Source organism: Candidatus Tisiphia endosymbiont of Temnostethus pusillus, assembly GCF_964264675.1.
Taxonomy (GTDB): domain Bacteria; phylum Pseudomonadota; class Alphaproteobacteria; order Rickettsiales; family Rickettsiaceae; genus Tisiphia.
In genome coordinates, this window is the sequence record NZ_OZ183472.1 from 454432 (window position 1) to 479296 (window position 24865).

General features: G+C 32.5%; 22 protein-coding genes. 15 read left to right on the forward strand and 7 right to left on the reverse strand.

Annotated features, from left to right (window positions below):
- Window positions 1-249 precede the first annotated feature (249 nt).
- The 11 genes from ACFEL2_RS02280 to ACFEL2_RS02330 all read left to right on the forward strand — a co-directional run bounded on the left by ACFEL2_RS02280 (window position 250) and on the right by ACFEL2_RS02330 (window position 12099).
- On the forward strand, window positions 250-1230 hold the full coding sequence (locus ACFEL2_RS02280; RefSeq protein WP_341762932.1) for an IS256 family transposase: 981 nt from the start codon (window positions 250-252) through the stop codon (window positions 1228-1230).
- A gap of 175 nt (window positions 1231-1405) precedes the next feature.
- Window positions 1406-2116, forward strand: coding sequence for an IS6 family transposase (locus ACFEL2_RS02285; RefSeq protein WP_375332139.1), 711 nt, complete (start codon window positions 1406-1408; stop codon window positions 2114-2116).
- A gap of 389 nt (window positions 2117-2505) precedes the next feature.
- Entirely contained in the window at window positions 2506-3066 is a 561-nt protein-coding gene (locus tag ACFEL2_RS02290; RefSeq protein WP_375332140.1) for a hypothetical protein, read from the forward strand.
- Window positions 3067-3441: 375 nt separating this feature from the next.
- On the forward strand, window positions 3442-3747 hold the full coding sequence (locus ACFEL2_RS02295; RefSeq protein WP_341762929.1) for an IS630 transposase-related protein: 306 nt from the start codon (window positions 3442-3444) through the stop codon (window positions 3745-3747).
- Window positions 3711-3854: a hypothetical protein gene (locus ACFEL2_RS02300; protein ID WP_341762928.1), complete on the forward strand. Its 144-nt coding sequence runs from the start codon at window positions 3711-3713 to the stop codon at window positions 3852-3854. The genes ACFEL2_RS02295 and ACFEL2_RS02300 overlap by 37 nt, the downstream gene beginning before the upstream one ends.
- 289 nt (window positions 3855-4143) lie before the next feature.
- On the forward strand, window positions 4144-5490 hold the full coding sequence (locus ACFEL2_RS02305) for an IS110 family transposase (RefSeq protein WP_375332141.1): 1347 nt from the start codon (window positions 4144-4146) through the stop codon (window positions 5488-5490).
- A 324-nt stretch (window positions 5491-5814) separates the two neighbouring features.
- Complete coding sequence (locus ACFEL2_RS02310; protein ID WP_375331740.1) at window positions 5815-7161, forward strand: IS110 family transposase; 1347 nt, start codon at window positions 5815-5817, stop codon at window positions 7159-7161.
- 324 nt (window positions 7162-7485) lie between these two features.
- Window positions 7486-8832 carry an IS110 family transposase gene (locus ACFEL2_RS02315; RefSeq protein WP_375331740.1) on the forward strand — a complete coding sequence of 449 codons (1347 nt, stop codon included), beginning with the start codon at window positions 7486-7488 and terminating at the stop codon, window positions 8830-8832.
- A 28-nt stretch (window positions 8833-8860) separates the two neighbouring features.
- Window positions 8861-9238 (forward strand): IS630 family transposase, encoded by a 378-nt coding sequence (locus ACFEL2_RS02320; RefSeq protein WP_375332142.1) that lies wholly within the window; start codon window positions 8861-8863, stop codon window positions 9236-9238.
- Window positions 9239-9242: 4 nt separating this feature from the next.
- A complete protein-coding gene (locus tag ACFEL2_RS02325; RefSeq protein WP_375332143.1) occupies window positions 9243-9932 on the forward strand; it encodes a tetratricopeptide repeat protein in 690 nt (229 codons plus the stop codon).
- Between the two features lie 316 nt (window positions 9933-10248).
- Entirely contained in the window at window positions 10249-12099 is a 1851-nt protein-coding gene (locus ACFEL2_RS02330) for an AAA family ATPase (protein ID WP_375332144.1), read from the forward strand.
- Here the strand turns inward: ACFEL2_RS02330 and ACFEL2_RS02335 are convergent.
- Complete coding sequence (locus ACFEL2_RS02335; RefSeq protein ID WP_375332145.1) at window positions 12096-13673, reverse strand: recombinase family protein; 1578 nt, start codon at window positions 13671-13673, stop codon at window positions 12096-12098. The genes ACFEL2_RS02330 and ACFEL2_RS02335 overlap by 4 nt on opposite strands.
- Window positions 13674-14150: 477 nt before the next feature.
- On the opposite strand from ACFEL2_RS02335, the gene ACFEL2_RS02340 reads away from it, so the two are divergent.
- Entirely contained in the window at window positions 14151-14366 is a 216-nt protein-coding gene (locus ACFEL2_RS02340) for a hypothetical protein (RefSeq protein WP_341751182.1), read from the forward strand.
- Complete coding sequence (locus ACFEL2_RS02345; protein ID WP_341755541.1) at window positions 14367-14627, forward strand: type II toxin-antitoxin system RelE/ParE family toxin; 261 nt, start codon at window positions 14367-14369, stop codon at window positions 14625-14627.
- 80 nt (window positions 14628-14707) lie between these two features.
- Here ACFEL2_RS02345 and ACFEL2_RS02350 read toward each other — a convergent pair whose 3' ends face one another.
- The gene (locus ACFEL2_RS02350; RefSeq protein ID WP_375331676.1) at window positions 14708-15595 is read right to left on the reverse strand and encodes a HEPN domain-containing protein; all 888 of its coding nucleotides are present in this window, start codon (window positions 15593-15595) and stop codon (window positions 14708-14710) included.
- 229 nt (window positions 15596-15824) lie between these two features.
- Window positions 15825-16808 carry a hypothetical protein gene (locus ACFEL2_RS02355; RefSeq protein WP_375332146.1) on the reverse strand — a complete coding sequence of 328 codons (984 nt, stop codon included), beginning with the start codon at window positions 16806-16808 and terminating at the stop codon, window positions 15825-15827.
- Window positions 16809-17240: 432 nt separating this feature from the next.
- Here ACFEL2_RS02355 and ACFEL2_RS02360 point away from each other — a divergent pair, with 432 nt between their 5' ends.
- Window positions 17241-17576, forward strand: a complete 336-nt coding sequence (locus ACFEL2_RS02360; protein ID WP_341751177.1) for a transposase — start codon at window positions 17241-17243, stop codon at window positions 17574-17576.
- A 35-nt stretch (window positions 17577-17611) separates the two neighbouring features.
- On the opposite strand, the gene ACFEL2_RS02365 is transcribed toward ACFEL2_RS02360, so the two are convergent.
- Window positions 17612-20704, reverse strand: a complete 3093-nt coding sequence (locus ACFEL2_RS02365) for a hypothetical protein (protein ID WP_375332147.1) — start codon at window positions 20702-20704, stop codon at window positions 17612-17614.
- 347 nt (window positions 20705-21051) lie between these two features.
- Between ACFEL2_RS02365 and ACFEL2_RS02370 the strand changes: the two genes are divergently transcribed.
- Entirely contained in the window at window positions 21052-21267 is a 216-nt protein-coding gene (locus ACFEL2_RS02370) for a hypothetical protein (protein WP_375332148.1), read from the forward strand.
- A 121-nt stretch (window positions 21268-21388) separates the two neighbouring features.
- Here ACFEL2_RS02370 and ACFEL2_RS02375 read toward each other — a convergent pair whose 3' ends face one another.
- From ACFEL2_RS02375 to ACFEL2_RS02385, 3 genes are all read right to left on the reverse strand, one after another.
- Complete coding sequence (locus tag ACFEL2_RS02375) at window positions 21389-22285, reverse strand: MobA/MobL family protein (RefSeq protein ID WP_375332362.1); 897 nt, start codon at window positions 22283-22285, stop codon at window positions 21389-21391.
- Between the two features lie 649 nt (window positions 22286-22934).
- Window positions 22935-23645 (reverse strand): hypothetical protein, encoded by a 711-nt coding sequence (locus ACFEL2_RS02380; protein ID WP_375332149.1) that lies wholly within the window; start codon window positions 23643-23645, stop codon window positions 22935-22937.
- A gap of 599 nt (window positions 23646-24244) precedes the next feature.
- The gene (locus ACFEL2_RS02385) at window positions 24245-24769 is read right to left on the reverse strand and encodes a hypothetical protein (RefSeq protein WP_375332150.1); all 525 of its coding nucleotides are present in this window, start codon (window positions 24767-24769) and stop codon (window positions 24245-24247) included.
- Window positions 24770-24865 lie beyond the last annotated feature (96 nt).

A 24865-nucleotide genomic window follows, 5' to 3' on the forward strand; every position in this document is an offset into this window, starting at 1 on the left:
ATCTAAAATTTAAAAAACTTACATAAGGCAAAGAAATGACAAGGAAATTAAACTTAAAAAAAGAGACATTAACAGATATAATGCAGCATTACGAATCACCTGAACAATTTGCGGAGTTTTTGCAGATCTCAGGAAAGCAGTGATAGAGCAAGCATTAGAAGGAGAGCTAGAGAATCATTTAGGCTATAGGAAACATCAAAAGACAATAAACGTCAATAGCTGGAATGGAGTAAGCAGCAGGTAGTTACGATGGATAACGGTCAAGTTGTAATGAATACACCAAGAGATCGTGAATCAAGTTTTTCCCCGCAGATAATAAAGAAAGGTCAGACAAGGTTACAGGGCTTTGATGATAAAATAATAGCGATGTATGTACGAGGGATGAGTATGCATCAAATACAGGAGCATATAGAAGAGATATATGGTATTGAAGTATCGCCTGAGTTTATCTCAAATGTAACGGATAAGGTAATAGAAGAAGTAACAATATGGCAGAATAGAGCATTAGATAAAGTATATCCGATATTATATTTAGATTGTTTGATTGTAAAAGTTAAGGAAAACAACCAAATCATCAACAAGTCACTATATTTAGTTATAGGAGTTAATATGGATGGGATAAAGGAAGTGTTAGGGATATGGGTAGCCAAGAATGAGGGAGCTAAGCTTTGGTTATCGGTTGTAACGGAGTTGAAAAATAGAGGTATTGAGTCTATTTATATAGCATGTGTTGATGGATTAAAAGGCTTTCCTGAAGCGATTAATTCAGTGTTTCCAAAGACTATAGTACAGTTATGCATAGTACATACGGTAAGAAATAGTTTAAATTATGTATCATGGAAAGATCGTAAATTGGTTGCAGCAGATTTAAAAGCGATTTATATTAGTAGTAATGATAAAACAGCAGAATTGGCTTTAGCGTCTTTTAAAGAAAAATGGGATCATAAATATCCAACAATTGCTGGTTCTTGGGCAAGAAATTGGCAGCAGATTATTCCATTTTTAGCCTTCCCTGACTATATTAGAAAGGCTATCTATACGACGAATACCATTGAATCCATAAATCGTCAAATTAGGGGAATTATTAAAACTAAAGGGGCTTTCCCTAATGACGAAGCTGTTTTTAAGCTAGTTTTTTTAGCTCTACAAAATGCCGCAAAAAAAATGGTCCATGCCATCAGAGATTGGAAATTAGCACTCAATCAGCTCGCTATTTTATTCAATGATTGATAACTTACTTACACACTTCGGACATACCCAGTTTAGGTGATTTTTGCAAATATTTTGAAAATACTTATATATCGTCACGGCATCGTCAAGTTAAAGGGAATTAAATTAAGGATTGCAAAAAGAGAGATAGAGATTTATAAAATAGCTTTACAAAATTAAACTATAGTGCAGTTTTATGTATATAGACAAAGCTCCCAAGAGGCATCGTTTTCCAGTCAGTATTATCAGTCATGCAGTATGGCTATATCATAGATTTAACAATAGTTACCGTGATATTCAAGAACAAATGGCTTATCGAGGCATTATTCTAAACCATAAGACAGTAAGATTTTGGTGTTATAAGTTTGCATCAAACTTTCAAAATATAATCAGAAAGAGAGAATGTAAGCCTGATGATAAATGGCATTTAGATGAAATGAATGTTAAGATTAATGGAGAGGTGTTTATATTATGGAGAGCTATCGATTTTGAAAGTCACGAGTTGGAAGTATTATTACAAAGGCGTTGTGATAAGAAATCGGCTATTCGTTTTCTAACAAGATTGTTAGGCAATTATCCTATTCCAAGAGTTATTATAACTGATAAGCTAAAAAGCTATATTAAGCCAATTAAACATATGTGTCCTAAGACAGATCATCGTTCTCACAAGGGATTAAATAATCGAGTTGAAAACGCTCATCAACCAACGCGTCGAAAGGAAAAGATATTGATTAAATTTAAACATCCGAACTCAGTACAAAGCACCTTATCATTAATGGGTAAAGTCAGAAATATATTTGCTGTAGATGTAGGAAGATATACTAAAAATGCTAGTCACAAGAGAAACTCATTTGCAGTTGCTAAATCAATCTGGGATGAAGCTACTCAAACCATTCTTGCTGCCTAAAATTCAAAAAAAATAGAACTTTTAAAACCTACTTTACTTAACTTGACGGTGCCGATAACTATAGTACAGATGAAACCTTTGAACCATCTCTATTAGGTGCAGAAGGACATATAAATTAATTTTGACTAGAGTGCAAAAGTTAAGGCTTGATTTTCAATATTAAGAAAAAATAGTATAATTAGCAAAAATTTTGCTAATTGCTATTAGTGCACAATAAAAAAGGTGTATAATGCTACTCTAATGCCAATTAAGAGCAAAAACAGGCAATAATGAAGTAGTGATAGTAGAAAGAAATTGATTAAAGCCAATCTATAATATATAGATACTGTATTTTTGGAAAATAAGAGTATAAATTATGGATTGGCAAGAAGAATTAATATCAACTTTATATGGAAATTAGCAAAATATATCAGCAAAAATTAACAGGATATTGTTGTAGAATGTCAAATTATGCAAATTTAGCATTTTCAGATGAAGAAATTATAACAATTTATATGTTTGGAATTATGAGCAAAAATTATAAAATTAAGGATATATATGATTATACTAATCGTCATTTGCAGAACTGGTTTCCCAAGTTACCAAGCTATACAGCCTTTGTTCAAAGGTTGAATAAATTGGCAGATAGCTTTATTGCAATTACTGAGATTTTGCATGAACAAATTCCAGTACATGAAAGTCAAAAAACATGGCAATTGATCGATTCTATGCCGGTAATTTTAGCACATCGTGGGAGAAGATTTAATGCAAAAGTAGCTCTAGAAATTGCCACGGCTAATGGTTATTGTGTAACTAAAAAACTACATTATTATGGTGTTAAGTTGCATATTTTAGCTGGCTATAAGCAAGGATCTCTACCTGTTCCAAGTTATGTTGGATTAACAGAAGCGGGTATGGCTGACTTAAAAGCATATGAATATATATTACCAGTCAATAGAGTCGCTTTTTAACTGGCTTGAAGAAAAAACGAAAATCCAAATCGCCAGTAAAGTTAGGTCGTATAATGGACTAATGGTTCATGTATTTGGAAAATTATCCTCGGCTTTTTTTTTTGCTATCTCAAAAATTTAGCTCTTAATTGGCATTCTAGTTATAGTGAAACACATTGAATTAGGTGAGTTTATATGATATAAATAAGAGAAAAAATGTCAACAAGCCCATATAGTTAAGATTTAAGAGAAAAAGTAATAAATTATATAGAAAAAGGTAATAGTCAAATATCTGCTGCTAATACTGATTATCTTTCAAAATAGAATTAACATGGTATCATGGTATAATTTAGTATTAGGTCTATCATTAGTTGGAATTAAATTATTAATTCTATTTTGAAAGATAATCAGTATAAGATATTTGATATACACAAGAATACAATTAGTCGTTGGAAGGTAAGGAAGAAAAAAGAAGGAACAATATTAGCAAAAGCGAGATTAGGATTTAAAAGTAAAGTTGACAAGCAACAATTAGAAGATTTTGTCAAAAATAATTCAAATATTACGCTAAAAGATATTGGTAAGAAATTTGGGATTACAGGCACTCAAGTTGGAAGAATATTAAAGAAGTTAGGCTATAGTTATAAAAAAAAACCTTCAGCTATTTGGAAGCAAGTGCAGAAAAACGATCTGAATATTTAGAAAAGGTCAGTAAATATGACAAAGAGCAAATGGTATATCTTGATGAGAGTGGTATAGATAGGACTATTTGCCAAGATAGCACCAAACAAACTGCTGCACATTTGTAAAAACATAAACAAACTTTGGTGGTAAGCCATCAACAACAAGGTATAGTGTTTGCGATTATTGTGTGTTAAAGTTACAGTTAGCCGAGTTGGTAAAGAGCTATAACCGACCACCACAATGGTGCAGCTTTAAGGCAGCCCGTAAGATAGCATGGTTTTGGAGTTGTTGGTAATATCATTGATGGCATTATGTGTTTATGATACGTAAGAGACCTCGTTTAAGAGATTAATTTTTTCATTCAATACTCCAACTTAAAATTAGCTCGGTCTAATTCTTAGTGTAGGAGATGATATGACAAATAAAAAGAATGATAAACAGAAACTATCTGTAATTAATCCTGATGCGGCAGGTATTGATATTGGTTCTAGAGAACATTATGTTTGTGTACCAGCTGATAGGGATGAAAAGAATGTACGAAAATTTGCTGCTTTTACCAGTGATTTAAGAGAAATGGCAGATTGGTTAAAAAAATGTGGAGTTAAGACGATAGCTATGGAATCAACAGGGATATATTGGATACCTGTATTTCAGATTTTAGAGACTACTGGCTTTGAAGTTATATTGGTGAATGCTAGGCATGTGAAAAACGTACCTGGACGTAAAACAGATGTAGCTGATTGTCAGTGGTTACAACAACTTCATAGCTATGGATTGTTAAGTGGTTCATTTCGTCCAAAAGATCAGATATGTGAATTAAGAACTCTTACTAGACAAAGAGACAGATTAACAAAGAATGCTGCAACCCATGTAAACCGTATGCAGAAAGCACTGAATGAAATGAATATCCAATTACATCATGTGATTAGTGATATAACAGGTGTTACAGGAATGAGTATAATAAAAGCAATTATTGCTGGTGAAAGGGATGCAAATAAATTAGTCACATTTAGGGATAGTCGTATAAAAAGTGATAAAAAGACTATTATCAAAGCTTTGGAGGGAGATTATCGCAAAGAGCATCTTGTAGTATTAAAGCAAGAATTAGATATTTATGAATTTTACCTAAAACAAATCAAGGAGTGTGACGAAGCAATAGAAAGCTGTTACAAAGAGTTTGATAAACGTGGTGATGGTGATGTAACAAATAAGCAACGCAAGAACAAAAATTCTCCAAAGTTTGATTTACAACAATCACTATATAACGCAGCAGGAGCAGATTTTACTGCAATTCCAGGGCTAAGTGAGCTAAGTGTACAAACGATAGTATCGGAAGTGGGGTTAGATATGGACAAATGGAGTACAGAGAAACATTTTACATCTTGGCTTGGCTTAAGTCCTGCTAATAAAATTACCGGTGGTAAAGTATTTGATACGAGAACAAAAAAGGTAGAAAATAAAGCAAGTATGGCATTCAGGATGACAGCTCTTAATCTAGGTAGAGGTAAATCAGCACTAGCAGGATTTTACAGAAGGATAAAAAGTAGAGCTGGTACACCAAAAGCTATTACAGCAACAGCAAGGAAGTTGGCATGTATGTTTTATCGATTATTAAAATATGGTCAAGACTACGTCGAACAGGGAATTGAAACGTACGAAAAACAATACCAAGAAACAATGGTAAAAAATCTGCAAAAACAGGCAACACGACTAGGGTTTAGTGTGGTTAAAATAGAGCAGTCATTGGAATCAGTTTGTTAAGAGATAGCACCAAACAAACTGCTGCACATTTGTAAAAACATAAACAAACTTTGGTGGTAAGCCATCAACAACAAGGTATAGTGTTTGCGATTATTGTGTGTTAAAGTTACAGTTAGCCGAGTTGGTAAAGAGCTATAACCGACCACCACAATGGTGCAGCTTTAAGGCAGCCCGTAAGATAGCATGGTTTTGGAGTTGTTGGTAATATCATTGATGGCATTATGTGTTTATGATACGTAAGAGACCTCGTTTAAGAGATTAATTTTTTCATTCAATACTCCAACTTAAAATTAGCTCGGTCTAATTCTTAGTGTAGGAGATGATATGACAAATAAAAAGAATGATAAACAGAAACTATCTGTAATTAATCCTGATGCGGCAGGTATTGATATTGGTTCTAGAGAACATTATGTTTGTGTACCAGCTGATAGGGATGAAAAGAATGTACGAAAATTTGCTGCTTTTACCAGTGATTTAAGAGAAATGGCAGATTGGTTAAAAAAATGTGGAGTTAAGACGATAGCTATGGAATCAACAGGGATATATTGGATACCTGTATTTCAGATTTTAGAGACTACTGGCTTTGAAGTTATATTGGTGAATGCTAGGCATGTGAAAAACGTACCTGGACGTAAAACAGATGTAGCTGATTGTCAGTGGTTACAACAACTTCATAGCTATGGATTGTTAAGTGGTTCATTTCGTCCAAAAGATCAGATATGTGAATTAAGAACTCTTACTAGACAAAGAGACAGATTAACAAAGAATGCTGCAACCCATGTAAACCGTATGCAGAAAGCACTGAATGAAATGAATATCCAATTACATCATGTGATTAGTGATATAACAGGTGTTACAGGAATGAGTATAATAAAAGCAATTATTGCTGGTGAAAGGGATGCAAATAAATTAGTCACATTTAGGGATAGTCGTATAAAAAGTGATAAAAAGACTATTATCAAAGCTTTGGAGGGAGATTATCGCAAAGAGCATCTTGTAGTATTAAAGCAAGAATTAGATATTTATGAATTTTACCTAAAACAAATCAAGGAGTGTGACGAAGCAATAGAAAGCTGTTACAAAGAGTTTGATAAATGTGGTGATGGTGATGTAACAAATAAGCAACGCAAGAACAAAAATTCTCCAAAGTTTGATTTACAACAATCACTATATAACGCAGCAGGAGCAGATTTTACTGCAATTCCAGGGCTAAGTGAGCTAAGTGTACAAACGATAGTATCGGAAGTGGGGTTAGATATGGACAAATGGAGTACAGAGAAACATTTTACATCTTGGCTTGGCTTAAGTCCTGCTAATAAAATTACCGGTGGTAAAGTATTTGATACGAGAACAAAAAAGGTAGAAAATAAAGCAAGTATGGCATTCAGGATGGCAGCTCTTAATCTAGGTAGAGGTAAATCAGCACTAGCAGGATTTTACAGAAGGATAAAAAGTAGAGCTGGTACACCAAAAGCTATTACAGCAACAGCAAGGAAGTTGGCATGTATGTTTTATCGATTATTAAAATATGGTCAAGACTACGTCGAACAGGGAATTGAAACGTACGAAAAACAATACCAAGAAACAATGGTAAAAAATCTGCAAAAACAGGCAACACGACTAGGGTTTAGTGTGGTTAAAATAGAGCAGTCATTGGAATCAGTTTGTTAAGAGATAGCACCAAACAAACTGCTGCACATTTGTAAAAACATAAACAAACTTTGGTGGTAAGCCATCAACAACAAGGTATAGTGTTTGCGATTATTGTGTGTTAAAGTTACAGTTAGCCGAGTTGGTAAAGAGCTATAACCGACCACCACAATGGTGCAGCTTTAAGGCAGCCCGTAAGATAGCATGGTTTTGGAGTTGTTGGTAATATCATTGATGGCATTATGTGTTTATGATACGTAAGAGACCTCGTTTAAGAGATTAATTTTTTCATTCAATACTCCAACTTAAAATTAGCTCGGTCTAATTCTTAGTGTAGGAGATGATATGACAAATAAAAAGAATGATAAACAGAAACTATCTGTAATTAATCCTGATGCGGCAGGTATTGATATTGGTTCTAGAGAACATTATGTTTGTGTACCAGCTGATAGGGATGAAAAGAATGTACGAAAATTTGCTGCTTTTACCAGTGATTTAAGAGAAATGGCAGATTGGTTAAAAAAATGTGGAGTTAAGACGATAGCTATGGAATCAACAGGGATATATTGGATACCTGTATTTCAGATTTTAGAGACTACTGGCTTTGAAGTTATATTGGTGAATGCTAGGCATGTGAAAAACGTACCTGGACGTAAAACAGATGTAGCTGATTGTCAGTGGTTACAACAACTTCATAGCTATGGATTGTTAAGTGGTTCATTTCGTCCAAAAGATCAGATATGTGAATTAAGAACTCTTACTAGACAAAGAGACAGATTAACAAAGAATGCTGCAACCCATGTAAACCGTATGCAGAAAGCACTGAATGAAATGAATATCCAATTACATCATGTGATTAGTGATATAACAGGTGTTACAGGAATGAGTATAATAAAAGCAATTATTGCTGGTGAAAGGGATGCAAATAAATTAGTCACATTTAGGGATAGTCGTATAAAAAGTGATAAAAAGACTATTATCAAAGCTTTGGAGGGAGATTATCGCAAAGAGCATCTTGTAGTATTAAAGCAAGAATTAGATATTTATGAATTTTACCTAAAACAAATCAAGGAGTGTGACGAAGCAATAGAAAGCTGTTACAAAGAGTTTGATAAATGTGGTGATGGTGATGTAACAAATAAGCAACGCAAGAACAAAAATTCTCCAAAGTTTGATTTACAACAATCACTATATAACGCAGCAGGAGCAGATTTTACTGCAATTCCAGGGCTAAGTGAGCTAAGTGTACAAACGATAGTATCGGAAGTGGGGTTAGATATGGACAAATGGAGTACAGAGAAACATTTTACATCTTGGCTTGGCTTAAGTCCTGCTAATAAAATTACCGGTGGTAAAGTATTTGATACGAGAACAAAAAAGGTAGAAAATAAAGCAAGTATGGCATTCAGGATGGCAGCTCTTAATCTAGGTAGAGGTAAATCAGCACTAGCAGGATTTTACAGAAGGATAAAAAGTAGAGCTGGTACACCAAAAGCTATTACAGCAACAGCAAGGAAGTTGGCATGTATGTTTTATCGATTATTAAAATATGGTCAAGACTACGTCGAACAGGGAATTGAAACGTACGAAAAACAATACCAAGAAACAATGGTAAAAAATCTGCAAAAACAGGCAACACGACTAGGGTTTAGTGTGGTTAAAATAGAGCAGTCATTGGAATCAGTTTGTTAAGAGAGGTTGGGGTAAGATAGGAGAATTGTTGGTTGGACAAAAAAGTGGCAAACATTATCAAAGAACTAATATCATAGCTGGTTTGGTAAATAATAAGCCGATAGCACCTTTTGTGTTTAATGGAACTTGTAATACAGAACTATTTAATAATTGGGTTGAAAAGTTTTTAATTAAAGAGTTGAAAGCAGGACAGGTTGTAGTAGTGGATAATGCTAGTTTCCATAAATCAAAGAAGACGAAAGAATTAATAGAATCAGTAGGTTGTAAGATTATTTTTTTGCCACCATATTCACCAGACTTAAATCCAATAGAAAAATTTTGGGCTAATATGAAAAAATGGATTAAAAATAAGATAACAGAAACTAGTAAATTATTCGAAGCTATTTCTATGTTCCTTGCCACCTAATTCAATGTATTTTACTATAATAACGGCTTGCCATACTAAGGTAGCAGAAAATCTTGAGTGCCAAGTTAGTAGGTTGCATGTTGATGAGGATAAACCTGACCAAGTTTATTATCATAAAGCTATAAAGTATCTAGAAAATTATCCGGACTCTCCTGCCTGCAAGAATCTTAAGGCTATAGCCTATAGTTGCTTAGCTAGTCTCGCTGAGCAGAATAGTGAAAATGGAGCATTGGCTTACTATGTAAAAGCTATAGAGGTGAATAGTCATCTACCAAAAATATATGAGAAACTTGGTCAGCTATTTTTTAACAAAGGTGAATATGCTAAAGCAATTGATTGCTATAAAGTAGTTAATAATGAATTTAGGATAGAAACATGTTTTAAAGCATGGCTAAAACAAGATCAAGACAATCCCGATATAAAGCTAAAGCAAGCTGAGTATTTTGAGTCTGTAGGGTTATTTGAGCAAGCTAAAAAATATTATCACCATGCATTTAGCCTAAGTTCGGATGAAGATTTTAAGGCTGCAGCTCTTAAGAAAATTGGTAATATTATGGCTAATGTTGCTGCTCAGGGGCAGGATTTTATCACTAGAGCAGATGAGCATGATTTTTACAATTATGACCTAGTAGATGCAGCATTTACCAGCAAATTACTTGGCGACTCAGGTTCAGAATATGATTTGTATTGCTAAAAGATTGCAAAGCAGTTTTGCTGCAAATATACATTTTACCAAGTTTGTTGGGGTTTTTAATTAATATTTGTTAAAACCCTAGTTTAGAAAAAGACCTTAATTAGTTATCCAATATTTTTTTAAATGGACACAATTATGATAATTAGGCGATGTTGTCACGAGATGTAATTCTATATTGAATCAAACTTATCTATACTATATCATATTTTTATCGAAACAGCATATTACCACATTTTATTAAAACTTAATCGGTAAAATAATTTATTAAAATTTAACTAAAAACTTTGGTATCAGAATATAAATATAATTGAATAATATGATAGTTGAACTTTCAAACACTAACACACATCTCAAGGAGGCTGACACTGTTAAGGAGAGTAATAAGCTGCCTAAAATGCTAGTAGGTACGGATGAATTCTATGACTTAGTAGTTAATAGTGATGTATTTGTTGATAAAAGTCTAATGATCAAAGAATTATTAGAAGATAGCGGTAAGGTTATCCTAATCACTCGACCAAGACGTTGGGGTAAAAGTCTTAATATGGATATGATGAGGAGGTTCTTAGAAATCGAAGTAGGTGAGAGAGGTAAGCCTTTAGCTCAAGAAAAGAGAGTAAATTATAAACTCTTTACTGGAGGCATAGTAGATTTGGGCTTTGATGAAACCAAAGAGCTACAGCCTTTAAAAATATCCATTCATAAAAATATAATAAAGCGTCAAGGCCAATTTCCAGTAATATATATAAATTTTAAAGAAGTGAAGGGGAGTAATTATAAGGAAATTATTAGTAGCATTATAGATCAAATAATAGAATTATACGAAAGATTTAATTATTTAGAACAATATATTCAAGAAGATAATAAATTTTTCAGTATTCCGCAAAAAGTAAAGTTAAAAAATTATCTAAGTGGTGATATTAATATAAGCTATTTAAAAAATAGCCTGAAGTTTTTAAGTCAAATATTGTATAAACATTTTAAACAAAGAGTATACATATTAATAGATGAATATGATACACCAATTAATAATGCATATTTAGAACTTGGACATAAAACAAAAGAGTTTGACCAAATTCTTAAGCTATTTAGAGGAATACTTGGTAGCAGTTTAAAAACGAATCCCTACTTAGAGAAAGGAGTAATTACTGGCATATTACGGGTTGCTAAAGCTAACTTGTTCTCAGACTTGAATAATGTTACTGAATATACTTTACTTGATGATGATTTCTCTAAGTTCTATGGCTTCACTCAAGCAGAGGTAGATGATTTGCTTACAAAAGTACCGCTCGACACTAATACTGAACAAATTAAGGATTGGTATAATGGTTATACATTTGGTGGAGAGGTCATTTACAATCCGTGGTCACTAATGCAATGTTTAGCACACAAAGGTAAGCTTGATTATTATTGGCTAGATAGTGGAGGCACAGGTCTTGTTGATAAAGCATTATTGTCAGACGAAATGCAAGAAGATTTACAGAGCTTAGCTGCTGGAAAAAGTATTATCTCACCTATTACCAAACAAATAAGTTTTGCTGATATCAATAAACCAGTAGGATTGCTCAGTTTATTACTGTTCAGCGGTTATTTAAATCCTACTGCCAAAATATCAGAAAAAAATATCTATGAGCTATCTATCCCTAATTATGAACTAAAATATATCTATGAAACAAGAGTGCTGCAATGGGTTACTGATCAATTAAAAATTGATAGCTCTAGATATTATTTGTTTATTAGTTTATTGCCAACAGGTAAAGTAGAGGAATTTAAAGAGCGTTTACAAGAATTGTTGCTAAATTCTACTAGTTTTCATCAAACAGGAGAGAAAAAGGCAGAATTATTTTATAGCGGCTTTATGCTTGGTTTAATTAATATGTTAGCACCTAGTTACATAATAGCAAGTGAACAGGAGTCAGGAAGTGGCAGAGCTAATGTGATCATGATCCCAAAAGCTGGTAAAGGAGATAAAGCAATTATTATTGAGTATAAGATAGCTAAAAATACAGAAGATTTAGCCTCAGTAGCTAAAATAGGATTGAACCAGATTATAGATAAACAATATGATGTAAAAATAAGGCAGTATCAATATGTTAAGCAAATACTCAAAATTTCTATAGCTTTTTGTGGTAAGAATATGGAGTTACAATACCAAGTTACAGAGCTTTAGTAATAGACTGTAAGCGTTTGAATAACTAATAATTTTACGTCTATCGTGGTTCTGAAATTGTCCACTACGCCCCGCCATTCGGTACAAGTTGTCGTTTTTTCAAAAATATCGAACGGGAAACGTAGAGAGGTCTCAAGTTTTTTGCCCCTTAGTTTGAGGTTCTGAAATACGAAATTTATCATTTTGCGTTTTTGGGGCATTTCAGAACCTTTAAAAGTTTCATAGGCTTCAGATGCTAGAGTTATTAGCGTTGTAGCGGTATCAGTAAATTTATCGTCTGCTTCCTCATAAACTTTAATTAAACGAGCAATTTCATATTGGCGATCTTTTAATTGTTGTTTTTTTCTTTGAAATTCTTCTGTGCTAAGTTCTCCATTGAGTCGCAAATCTATTAATGAATTTAATCTATTCTCATTTTCGGTATGTTCTTTCTTTAAAGCAGCTGTTGCTTGCCCATGCTCATCTTTCTTTAGCTCATTTGTGTTTTTTAAATAGGCTAGAGTCTCTTTTAGCATTTCTGGGTCTCTTATACCTATTCTTTTAAAAACCTCTTCTACCTGCTTTAAAACCTCATCTTCTCTTACATAAATCTTTTTGTTTGGATTCTTTGAATCCCATGTACCTAAATAAGTCCATTCGTCCACTTTGCCATCTGAATATGTTTTGCTGTGAGTTTCAGCTGTTACAACTTTACCAGTTACTGCACAGGTGATTAATCCTCTAAAAAGAAAATCCTTACCACCATATTTAAAAGGCTTCTTCTTCCACCCTAAACGTACATCTTTACATGCCATAAAAGTCTCTTTTGTTATAATTGCTTGGTAACCATGTGACCACATCTCTCCTTTTACTCTCATTTCACCATAATAGAAAGGTTGTTGGATCATTCGATGCACTACTGTTTTATTGACGTAGCAATTGTTTTTGCTTCTAAGACCAAGCTCCTTAGCTTTTTCAGTCAAATAATTAAGAGTATACATTCCTGTTGCATATTCTTCAAAGAGTTTTTTTATGATAGAACCTCTTACAGGATCGAGAATTACTATACTGTTTCCTCTTTCATCTCGACTATTTAGGTAACCAAGAGGGGCTGGTCCTATCCACTCTCCTTTACGTAATTTATGATCTAGGCTTCTTTTAACGTTATCACTTAAACTATCAACGTAAGATTGTGCCATCAATACGTTCATTCCCCACATTAGCTTTGCATGAGACTGAGAATCTTTATCTATTATGTAACCTTCTGTTCTAAAATGTAATTCTATCTTACCAGCTTTTATTGGTTCTTCTAGTAATGAAATTTCTGAGATTCTTCTTTGTACTCGATCTACTTTATCAGCAACTATAGCAATTGTTTCTCTATGGCTTTTAGCAAATTTGATTATCTCTTTAAATTGTTTGCGATCACCTCTGCTTGAAGATTCGATAATTTCAAAAGTTTCGATAACTTCAAGATTTTTACGTTGGCAATATTCTACTAATCTATATTTTTGAGCTTCAATTGAATACCCTTCTTCTTGCTCCCTTGTTGAAACACGAACTAAAATTATTGATTTTGTTGCTTTGTCTGTCATATTTTTCCCTTTGATAATAAATTTTGCTTTAATTAGAAAGTAGTATCTACTCAAAGAGCAGAGATATATCAAGCACCGCACAAGTCAAGTTGAGTTTGCATTAAATTATCCAAGTAACCTCAGTATTAGAGCCAAGTGTCACATTTTTTTATCATTAATAATTTTTGGTTATTGTAAAAATAATTGTTTTAACTCGTAGCAAGAGTAACTTTATCAAGTGGTTTATCATAGATATCCATATTTATTATTTTAAGGCTATTACACGGCTTTTTAGTATCATTATGGTAGAGGGGGGCCTAGTTTTTGAATTATTACGCTCTAAGTCTAAATATGGGCTTTTTTATTTATATGGGTTTACTTTAAAATAGATAAGTTAAAAACTTAACTGAATGCCACTATTTACATCGATCCCTTTTATTGATATTCTGTATCAGATATGATACAATTGAGTCATAACAAATAAATTGTAGTGATCTTATGGCAGCTAAACGATTATTAGTGTCTTTAGACGAGAAAATATTTGATGAAATTGCAGGTCTTGCTAAAATCAACAATGAATCCCTATCTAAAGTAGCAAAAGACCTTATTATAACTAGTCTAGAACTTCAAGAGGACAAAATATTAGCTAAATTAGCAGATGAAAGGATAGGTAATACTAAGGAATGGATTCGTCATACGGATGTTTGGAAATAAATGTATAATCTTCTCTATTCAGATCAAGTTATACATAAAGATATCCCTAAGCTTTCTACACCAGTTAAATATTTAATAAAGATAACCATTGAAAAAAAGCTATTATCTGATCCAATAAAATTTGGTAAACCTTTAAAACATAGCTTCAAAGGTTGCCGCTCCCTCAGAATTGGTGATTATAGAGTGATTTATCAAATAGTAGATACAACAATTAATATACTAGTAATTCAACACCGCAAAGATTGTTATAATAATTCATAACAACAAAACTACTATACCCTAATACCCTCAAACTTATAGGTCATTGCGTTTATAGACTTACTTTGTCTATATTAAGGAGCTTAAATTACCTCTTTATTAATCCTTTCCAAGCAAATTTTTTCTGTCACTGTTTTTAATTTTTTAACTCTATCAATAAGGTAAAGTAGCTGTTCTTTAGTTATTTTATAATCTTTGTTATAGCGAGCTTCAATATAAGCCTGTTCAAGTAATCTAAAACATTGCCTTTGCTCAATACTAGAATGAGGAAATATTTGCCATAGTTCTTCATTGTAATTTCCAGCTATACTACCTAGTTTTCGTATATCGTGCAGTTTCGGTTTATAACCGGAAAAAACTAACAGGATAGCATTATAAAAACTTTCGGTAGCTTGATGAAGTAAAAAGGCTGAAAATGGATAATTACCTCTTTCTAAAGGATATCCACATTCTAAAAAAAACTCTGCTCCTTTTGTAAACCAGTACTCATAATCTTTTTCAGCTATTTGTCTTCTTTCTGTCCAAGGTAAATTTTTAGCTTCTGCCAGCTGAAACTCGCCACTATCATATAAGAGTATTCCTTCTTTCTTAATATCAGAAAAGAAATAATGCCCCTTCTCTAACTGGCTATTTACCGTCTTGATTGATTCTAGTACCAAAGTTACCCATAACTCAAAAGGATTTCTTAATGATTTTTTTTCCAACCTTTTTTCTATTTTATCTTCTATTGCTAACCCTGCAAGACCGGCATGTTTGCCTTTCTTCATGACTAACATAATATCGAGATCACTTTGATAGCTATAGGTAATGTGACCTTTTTTATACTCATCTTGTACCCAATCTCCTCTAGCGTAAGAGCCAAATAAAATAATCATCGCAATCTTGTGCTTTGATACAGCGAGAATTTCTTTGACGATATTATCAAGTCTTTCTTGAATTATCACGGAGCGTTCGGGTAAAACAGTTTTCATATATTTGTAATGCAGCTATCTATAATACAGATTACTACAATTGGCATAGATATTGCAAAAAGAATTTTGCAAATTCACCTATGTACAAAAATCTCCCCTATAACATTTAGGCTTTTATTTGAGTACCGTGATATTGTTGCAAGCAAAACATGATCTTTTTTGGTGTAATAGATACCTTTTTAACCACATCAATATATTCACTATTAAAAAAAGATAAATATTTTTAAAATTATACCTCCAGTTTTTTGTTGTGACTTTCTAGAGTCTCAATTAACAGCTCTTGTACTTGATAACTAATATTTGCATTTTCAAAATCTGTGAAATCTATTATTATTTTGCTTGTAATTTTATTATTAGACTCTAGAAGTCCCACCAGTGTTATTGCTCCATTGTCAGTAATATTATTATAGCTAAGGTTTATTTGGCTGATGGTTCTATTAGTTTCCAAAGCTTTAACAAGCTGGACAATCCCAACATCACCAATATCATTATTATTAAGAGATATTTTCTTTATAGTGTTATTATTTTTTAGAAGTCTTGCTAATATGATTGCTCCTTTATCAGTAATATTATTATAGCTAAGGTTTATTTGGCTGATGGTTCTATTAGTTTCCAAAGCTTTAACAAGCTGGACAATCCCAACATCACCAATATCATTATTATTAAGAGATATTTTCTTTATAGTGTTATTATTTTTTAGAAGTCTTGCTAATATGATTGCTCCTTTATCAGTAATATTATTGCTACCAATATCCACTTGCTTTATAATTTCATTATTTGTTAGAACTCCTGCCAGTATATCCGCTCCCTCATCACCAATATCATTGCCTCTAAGACTTATTTGCTTTATGGTTTTATCATTTTCTAGAAATTCATCTAGTATGATTAGCCCTTGAACCCCAATGTTGTTATATTCAATATCTATATTAATCAAACTATGATTATTCTCTAACAGTTTGATAAGCAAACTTAGTCCCTCAAGGTCAATATCGTTGTCGCAAAGACGTATTGCGGTTATAAGCTTATTATGTTCTAAAATTTTGCCAAGTATTTCAATTCCTTCTAAACCTATACGAACATCGATAAGTTCTATATAAGTTATATTATTGCTCTGCAAAACTTCTCTAAGTATTTGTGCAGCAATGTTAGTGATATTATTTATTTTTTCATTTGTTGAATCATTTTGTTGTTGATTTTTGACATTGCTCGTCATACAATTAATCCCTGTTTTTTGTGTTTGGAAAATAGACACTGAGGTTAGATTTAAAAATTTGCTGATTGTTGCTTCTAACCTCGGTGCTTAACACCACACCACGTAGTATTATCTTCACACATATCTTTATTAATCCTAGAAGTACACCTTTTTGCTCACAATTAGTGATTTTTTATAAAATTTATTATTAGTAGTGTTGAACTGGAGACAGTGGCCAAAATTATTAAATAAGCACATAATTTAGCTAATTAAGATTTAATGTGTGGCGACATTAATCAGAAATATCAAGTCGCTACACATTCAAATTTTTTATTTCATTACCTCAAATAGCTACAATCTTAAAAAAGCAAGGGTAAATAATTTTATTAAAATTTACCACTTAAAGCATCAAGTATCACTTTATTATTGGCAACAATGGCATCTAGGTATTTTATGACTTGTTGTAAATATAAAGAGAAGATATATTTGATTTGTGATAATGCTAGGTATCATAAGTCAAAGAAAGTAAAGGAGTATCTAGTAAATAGCAAAATAGAATTAGTATTTTTACCACCCTATAGCCCTAATCTTAATCCGATTGAACGATTATGGAAATTTATGCATAGAATTGTAACAAATAATAAATTTTACCATAATTTCGCTCAATTCTCAGAAGCTATAGATAGATTTTTTGCTAATATTGATAAATACAAAGGTAATTTGCTTACTCTTATAACTGACCAATTTCAGACTATAACTTTTAATCATTTTGCCAACTCTTCAGGTTAATTGAGTATACTTACAGCAAACTGTTTCGCAATCTCTTAGCAGTACAAATCACATTTTAAAACTATATCGCCAAGTAAATTGTTGGTAAATTCTTCAGTTACCAGCTCATAGTTGTACAAATTATGTTCCTTTGCTCTAGTGATAAAATTCTGACCTTGGGTAGCAGTATTAACCATAATATTACCAATTTTCTCTAGAGCTGCAGCCTTAAAATTTTCATCATGACTGAGGCTGAATGCATGGTGATAATATTTCTTGGCTTGCTCAAATAAACCTATAGACTCAAGATACTCAGCCTGCTGTAACATTATATCTGGATTTCTTTTATCTTGTTTTAACCATGCTTTAAAACATGCCTTTATCTCAAATTCATTATTAACGACTTTATAACAGTCAATTGCCTTAGCATATTCACTCTTGTTAAAAAAGAGCTGTCCCAGTTTTTCATATATCTCTGGTAAATGGCTATTGGCTTCGATAGCTTTTGCATAGTAAACAGATGCCGCTTCATTGCCACCATCCTTCTCTGCGATACTAGCTAAGCAACTATAGGCTATAGCCTTAAGATTCTTGCAGGCAGGAGAATCTTGATAATTTTTCAAATATTTTAGAGCTTCATGATAATAAGCCGGGTCAGATTGGTTTTTGTCAATAGGCAAGCTACTAACTTGATACTCAAGATTTTCTGTTACTTTAGTATGGCAAGCCGTTATTAACTCTGCAATCTTTGCATGATCAGGCAATTCAGCTTTACAGACATCAGAAAAGAATTGCACATAGTCATATTGCTGCTGTAAACAATAACCATACTCTTGTATCTGATGCTTAAGCTGAGAATTATCAGATTCAGCATATTCAGCAAAAATATCCACTGCTATCTGCAATTTGATTATGGCATTTGATATGCTATCTATCGGCTTACTAAATACTTGTTGCAATCTTGATAATAATTCCAGCTCTAGAAAATATTCACCTTCACTATGTTGTTTCAGTTCATGGTAATTAATTGATGAAGGTATCCAATCTTTGACAAGATGATAATTCTCGGAAAATGCATTGAGTGGATTGACATTCAAGCACTTAGTTGCATTACCAATAGCTTTAACTATCACTTCTAATAGTTGATTAAAATTGTTACTGGCAGTATTTAACAAATGAGATGAACACTCCTTAGCTTCCTTTGAAATAGTTACGTTGACCATCTCACCGTTAACGTCAGAATATTTGGATGATGTGTCTATTGCTGCCAGTAAATCGGGTGCAACTAACTCACCTTCTTCATTTGGTCTATGGAATAGATGTATTGAACAATCTTTGAGCTTATTAACTAGTTCCTTGTGTTCATCCTTTGCCCTTTGATTATCTGTTAATATTCTCTCTATAGATTTTCTGATATGCTGAGTATCCTTGTCTTTTGATACCTGGGTAATTACTAAAGATATGCTACCCCCTATAGAACCAACATCCTTAAAACTTTTCATAAAGTTAGATAGCGTTTCAAGGAAATCATTGCCTCTTTTACTCCTTAAATCTGATTCAGCTATTATCAACACAAATTTCAACTGATCTGTAGTCTCAAAGAGTCTTTTAATATAGAAGCTGTTAGCAATTTCCTGAACAGGCTCAGTATCGTTAAAGCCAGGGCAGTCCCAAATGATTATATCTTTAGCAAAACATTTATTAGGGATTTTAGTCTCGGAAGCCAGTTTATGACCAATGACAATATTGGCAAGTGGCTGCATCGCATCAATAACCAGTTCATCAGTTTCATTATCAAAAATCGCCTGCAACTTCCTACCACTAAACAAATGAGCGAGTGTACTCTTGCCAGCCCCGGTATTACCAAGTAGCAATATTCCCTTTTTGCCATGTTCCTGCAGACGGTCGTTACCATCTCGGATTAAATCCGATACTTGCTTGATAGTAGCCTGATCATCATTATTAAACTGATTATCCCCATCTGCTACCTCAAATAATTTCACAGCTGGTATATTTGGGATATATTCTTTTACTTTTGCTTCCTCTATAGCTTTTAATTTAGCTTCCTCTTGCTCTCTAAGCTTTGTCTCTTGCTCAAGTTTCTCAGCTTCTTGTCTGGTTTTTTCATCTGCTTCTGCTTGTTGTTGCTGTTTTAGTATCTTAGCAGCTTTTTTAATAGGGTCTTTATTAATCTGTAATTCTGTTGCTATCTCTTTTGCTATAACATCTCCTATCTGGTTAGAAGAAAGGTTAAGATTAGTAATAGATTTATTATCCTTTAAGCATTCTGCTAGCGATTTCGCTCCTGCATCTCCTATCTGGTTACTTTGAAGGTTAAGAGTAGTAATAGATTTATTATCCTTTAAGCATTCTGCTAGCGATTTCGCTCCTGCATCTCCTATCTGGTTACTTTGAAGGTTAAGAGTAGTAATAGAGTTATTATCCTTTAAGCATTCTGCTAGCGATTTCGCTCCTGCATCTCCTATTTGGTTATTATAAAGGGAAAGAGTAGTAATAGATTTATTATCCTTTAAGCATTCTGCTAGCGATTTCGCTCCTGCATCTCCTATCTGGTTAGAAGAAAGGTAAACCTGAGTAATAGATTTATTATCCTTTAAGCATTCTGCTAGCGATTTCGCTCCTGCATCTCCTATCTGGTTATTATCAAGCCGAAGAGTAGTAATAGAGTTATTATCCTTTAAGCATTCTGCTAGCGATTTCGCTCCTGCATCTCCTATTTGGTTATTATAAAGGGAAAGAGTAGTAATAGATTTATTATCCTTTAAGCATTCTGCTAGCGATTTCGCTCCTGCATCTCCTATCTGGTTAGAAGAAAGGTAAACCTGAGTAATAGATTTATTATCCTTTAAGCATTCTGCTAGCGATTTCGCTCCTGCATCTCCTATCTGGTTATTATCAAGCCGAAGAGTAGTAATAGATTTATTATCCTTTAAGCATTCTGCTAGCGATTTCGCTCCTGCATCTCCTATCTGGTTATTATAAAGGTAAAGAGAAGTAATAGATTTATTATCCTTTAAGCATTCTGCTAGCGATTTCGCTCCTGCATCTCCTATATAGTTATCATGAAGGTCAAGAGTAGTAATAGAGTTATTTATTATTTGTTGTATAATTGTTTCGGTTAAAGGCATTTTTTTTCTCTCTTTATTATTTAGGTCAAAAGTGAATAGTACTTAAGTTATCAACAAAGTCCCGTTAATTATTTTTAGTAATAGCCATATCAATCCATTTAAGATTAAATAATAATAATTTGTCAAACAACTAAATAACTACTTGTCACTATTTTTTTAGTAAGAGTTGTGATTTTTTTAGCAGCACTTTTTTGACTATTAGTGTCTTGTCTAAGAGATTTCCTGTTGTAAAACAACTTAAATTATATTAATAAAAATATGAGGTAAAAATATCACAAATATGGTGCAAATTGTGATTTTTTATGATATAATAACTCCCCTACAATACAGATACTACAGGGGATTATATGCGAAAAATTGCAGTCAGATTTTATAAGTCAAAAGATATCGAGAATCTTAGAAAAATCATGAAAAATGTTCACACAAGTAATAGTGATCATTTACCGGATATCGCTAAATTTCATTTGGGCGATAAGGTCTTTATACCGAGTCAGGTAGATAGAGCAGAGTTGCACATAATAACTGCGAGCGACACTGAAATTATAACATTTTCTAACTGCTAAAATAGTTAAATTTTGGACAGGACTTTCCTTAATATTTTCTGTTGCTAAATCTTCTGCTACTAATTGTTTACTTATCTCTCTTAAACGTTGCTGAAATCCTTGTTTATCCGCTTGCCATGACTCAATATCTACAGCTAACGTATCGGCATGCTATAGCAATTTCTTCCTTAGTAAAAACTGGCTTGTTAATTGATAATTTCTGAAAAACTAATTCTATATCTTCTCTAATCTTTGCGGCATTTTCTTTTAGTATTTGCACATTTGTTAATTTTAGCTTCGAGTCTTTTATATACCACGCTGTTCCTTCATGGATAGTCGGTATTAAATCAATTCCTCTTGCTTTATGCGATAAATGTGATACCTTAGCTAAATGACCATATTTTTCTAAATATTGGTTGATGAAATAGGCTACATTTTCCCGATAATAATATAAAAAATTTCTTCTTCCCCATTCACGTCCTTTCTCACCAAAAATTATTTCGCCATTTTCTAAACGTAGTAGTTTTCTAGTAGTCATCTGAATGTGGGCATGAGGATTATTTGGATTGTCATAATGAATGTTTATATCTGCTATCATGCCATGGCTAACTAGCCACTCAGAAGCAAAGTGTTCGGTAAGTTCAGTATTCTGTTGTTGAGTTAATTCCTTTGGTAAGGCTATGGTCAGCTTTCTAGCGGTTTCAGCATTTTTTCTTGTTTCGCTACTTTCTGCTCTATTCCATAATTCTTGTCTATCATACACCCAACTAGGAGAACCCTCTAGAGCTAGAATTACGCTATGAATAAGTCCTTTCTTGCTGTTAAAATTATAGGTAATAGTGCGTTTTTCTCCTGTTTTACGGTCAGTTGTAAAAAACTGCAATTTACTTCTTGAAATATAGCTACTTGCTGCAACTGCATTTTGTCCTTTGCTTCTTCGTACTTCTGATTTATTACAGTGATATATTGCCATTGCTATTACCGCTATAAGCTGTAAGTTTTGGGTAATAGCAATGACAAAAACTGAATCTTTGAGCACAGGCAAACTAGGTTTACCTAGTTTGCCCAAGTGCGGGTAGAGGGATTTCAAAAGCAAATGCTAAAACCTAACTTGTAACTACATAGTTTATTTTATTGGCAAGCTTTATATAGCCAGCAGAATCTCCCTGATAGGGTTAGGTAGGGTGGGTGGGAATAGAAGAAAGGGTATTAAAAAAAGAAAAATGATTTATCTAAAAAATAGCTATAGGTGGAAAATATTAATTGATTGTAAAATAAATGAACTGTATAAATTTAAGAAAAAGTAGCTATAATTTTATTGAACTGGTAGTAAGTTAAACGTATTGCAAATTACTTTATTAAAAGTAAGCTTTTTGTAAAAATAACTGCAAGCGTGAAAATTGGTTAAAAAATTTAATAAAAATACTTCTTTGTTTAAAAAGGCAAAAAATTACAGATATATTGGAAATATTTAATGTTTTTGTAATAATATAAAACTGTTTGACATAGGTAGATTGAACTCGTACAATATTCTTTTTGAGTTAGTTATTTTAGATTTCTTATCTGAAATTTGTTAAGGTAAGTAAGATCGGTAATAAAACCAATAAATTTAGATTTCAGTTAGTCTTCAGGAAAATAACAATACAAGACTAACTGAAAAAGTAGTGGAATCTATATCTAGTTTATATTTATTCTATGTAGTTATTATAAGTCTCGGTTAATAACTCTAATAGTTTATGATAATTAGAATTCATATCATATTTTTCGTGGTCATAAAAACTTAACATTATTTTGCTGACAATCTTTTTATTCTTTAAACTTTTTACAAGCTCCTCTGCCTCATTATGATACAACAAAGTGCCATTAAGCGTTATTTCGGTTAGAGTACTATTAAGTTCTAAAGCTTTACAAAGTTTAAAACTCCCACTAGGACCAATATGATTATTATCGAGATGTATTCGCTTGAGAGTCCTATTATTTGCTAAAAATTTGGCTAGTATGTCTGCTCCTAGATCGTTAATATAATTATCTGCAAGGTTCATTTCGTCCAAAGTATTATTAATCTTTAACACTGGGACAAGGTGACTTACTCCTTCACAGCTAATATTGTTGTTGCTTAAATCTATTTTGGTTACTATATTGTTGTTTTGCAAAAACTTCGCAACTATCTTTGCTCCTTCATCGTCAATGTTACTATTACGAAGATTTATGTGAGTTAGCGTTTTATTATTTTCTAAAGCATTTTCCAAAGCTATGTTAAGTAGATTGATATGTGCAAGGTTTATTTTGTCTAAATTATTAATCAGTTTTAACGCAGCTTGTTTTAGTTCAAAAGAAATATCACTTGTTAATTTATCTTGTTTATTATTTTGTTGTTGATTTTCAATATCACTCGACATAGAATTAACTCCTGTTTTTTGACTATAAACAATAGACACTGAGGTTAGATTTAAAAATTTTGCGATTCTTTGCTTCTAACCTCGGTGCTTGAACACCACACCACGTGGGTCACTACTAATATACTACCCTAATCACTAGTAGAGTCCAGAGAAGTTTTAGCACCTAGAGTATTTTTTTTGAAATTCGATAGAACAGCGGTAAAACGGAGACAGTGGGTAAATTTATTGTTATAGTCAGGGGCTAATTATTTTAGATTTTTTATCTGAACTTTGTTAAGTAAGTAGAATTGGCAATGACGTTAATAATACCAAGAAATCAAATTTTCAGTTAGTCTTTAAGAAAATAACAATATCAAGACTAACTGAAAAAGTAGAGAAATCTATATCTAGTTTATATTTATTCTATGTAGTTATCTCTTAAAGCCTCGATTAATAACTCTGATAGTTTAGGATAATTAGAATTAATATCATATTTTTCGTGGTCATAAAAACTTAACATTATTTTGCTGACAATCTTTTTATTCTTTAAACTTTTTACAAGCTCCTCTGCCTAATTATGATACAAAAAAGTGTAACCAAGCGTTATTTCGGTTAGAGCCCTAATTAAATTCTAAAGCCTTGCAAAGTTGAAAAGCCCCATTAGCACCAATATTATTATCATTGAGATGTATTCGCTTGAGAGTCCTATTATTTACTAAAAATTTAGCTAGTATGTCTGCTCCTTGATCGTTAATATCGTTATGTGCAAGGTTTATTTCGTCCAAAGTATTATTAATATTTAACGCCTTAACAAGATGTTTTATCCCTTCATAACTAATATTGTTGTTGCTTAGATTTATTTTGGTTACTATGTTGTTGTCTTGCAAAAACTTTGCAATTATCTTTGCTCCCTCATCGTCAATATTACTATTATGAAGATTTAAGTAGGTTACTGTTTCACTATTTTTTAAAGCTTCGCTAAGTAGTTTGATATTACTACCAATATTATGATCGCTAAGATTTAGATAGGTCAATTTTTCATCAGCTTGTAGTTTTTGCTTAGCTTGTTCTAGTTCAAAAGAAATATCACTTGTTAATTTATCTTGTTTATTATTATTTTGTTGATTTTTAATATTGGTAAACATAGAATTAACTCCTATTTTTTGCTCTTTTAGAAAATAGTGGCACTGGGGTTAGATTTTAAAAATTTTCTGATTCTTTGTTTCTAACCTCGGTGCTTG

Excerpts from the sequence above, each read along its gene's own strand:
- ACFEL2_RS02280 (WP_341762932.1), top strand. The coding sequence starts at position 250 with ATGGATAACGGTCAAGTTGTAATGAATACACCAAGAGATCGTGAATCA.
- ACFEL2_RS02285 (WP_375332139.1), top strand. The coding sequence starts at position 1,406 with ATGTATATAGACAAAGCTCCCAAGAGGCATCGTTTTCCAGTCAGTATT.
- ACFEL2_RS02290 (WP_375332140.1), top strand. The coding sequence starts at position 2,506 with ATGGAAATTAGCAAAATATATCAGCAAAAATTAACAGGATATTGTTGT.
- ACFEL2_RS02305 (WP_375332141.1), top strand. The coding sequence starts at position 4,144 with ATGACAAATAAAAAGAATGATAAACAGAAACTATCTGTAATTAATCCT.
- ACFEL2_RS02310 (WP_375331740.1), top strand. The coding sequence starts at position 5,815 with ATGACAAATAAAAAGAATGATAAACAGAAACTATCTGTAATTAATCCT.
- ACFEL2_RS02315 (WP_375331740.1), top strand. The coding sequence starts at position 7,486 with ATGACAAATAAAAAGAATGATAAACAGAAACTATCTGTAATTAATCCT.
- ACFEL2_RS02325 (WP_375332143.1), top strand. The coding sequence starts at position 9,243 with ATGTATTTTACTATAATAACGGCTTGCCATACTAAGGTAGCAGAAAAT.
- ACFEL2_RS02330 (WP_375332144.1), top strand. The coding sequence starts at position 10,249 with ATGATAGTTGAACTTTCAAACACTAACACACATCTCAAGGAGGCTGAC.
- ACFEL2_RS02335 (WP_375332145.1), bottom strand. The coding sequence starts at position 13,673 with ATGACAGACAAAGCAACAAAATCAATAATTTTAGTTCGTGTTTCAACA.
- ACFEL2_RS02340 (WP_341751182.1), top strand. The coding sequence starts at position 14,151 with ATGGCAGCTAAACGATTATTAGTGTCTTTAGACGAGAAAATATTTGAT.
- ACFEL2_RS02345 (WP_341755541.1), top strand. The coding sequence starts at position 14,367 with ATGTATAATCTTCTCTATTCAGATCAAGTTATACATAAAGATATCCCT.
- ACFEL2_RS02350 (WP_375331676.1), bottom strand. The coding sequence starts at position 15,595 with ATGAAAACTGTTTTACCCGAACGCTCCGTGATAATTCAAGAAAGACTT.
- ACFEL2_RS02355 (WP_375332146.1), bottom strand. The coding sequence starts at position 16,808 with ATGACGAGCAATGTCAAAAATCAACAACAAAATGATTCAACAAATGAA.
- ACFEL2_RS02360 (WP_341751177.1), top strand. The coding sequence starts at position 17,241 with ATGACTTGTTGTAAATATAAAGAGAAGATATATTTGATTTGTGATAAT.
- ACFEL2_RS02365 (WP_375332147.1), bottom strand. The coding sequence starts at position 20,704 with ATGCCTTTAACCGAAACAATTATACAACAAATAATAAATAACTCTATT.
- ACFEL2_RS02370 (WP_375332148.1), top strand. The coding sequence starts at position 21,052 with ATGCGAAAAATTGCAGTCAGATTTTATAAGTCAAAAGATATCGAGAAT.
- ACFEL2_RS02380 (WP_375332149.1), bottom strand. The coding sequence starts at position 23,645 with ATGTCGAGTGATATTGAAAATCAACAACAAAATAATAAACAAGATAAA.
- ACFEL2_RS02385 (WP_375332150.1), bottom strand. The coding sequence starts at position 24,769 with ATGTTTACCAATATTAAAAATCAACAAAATAATAATAAACAAGATAAA.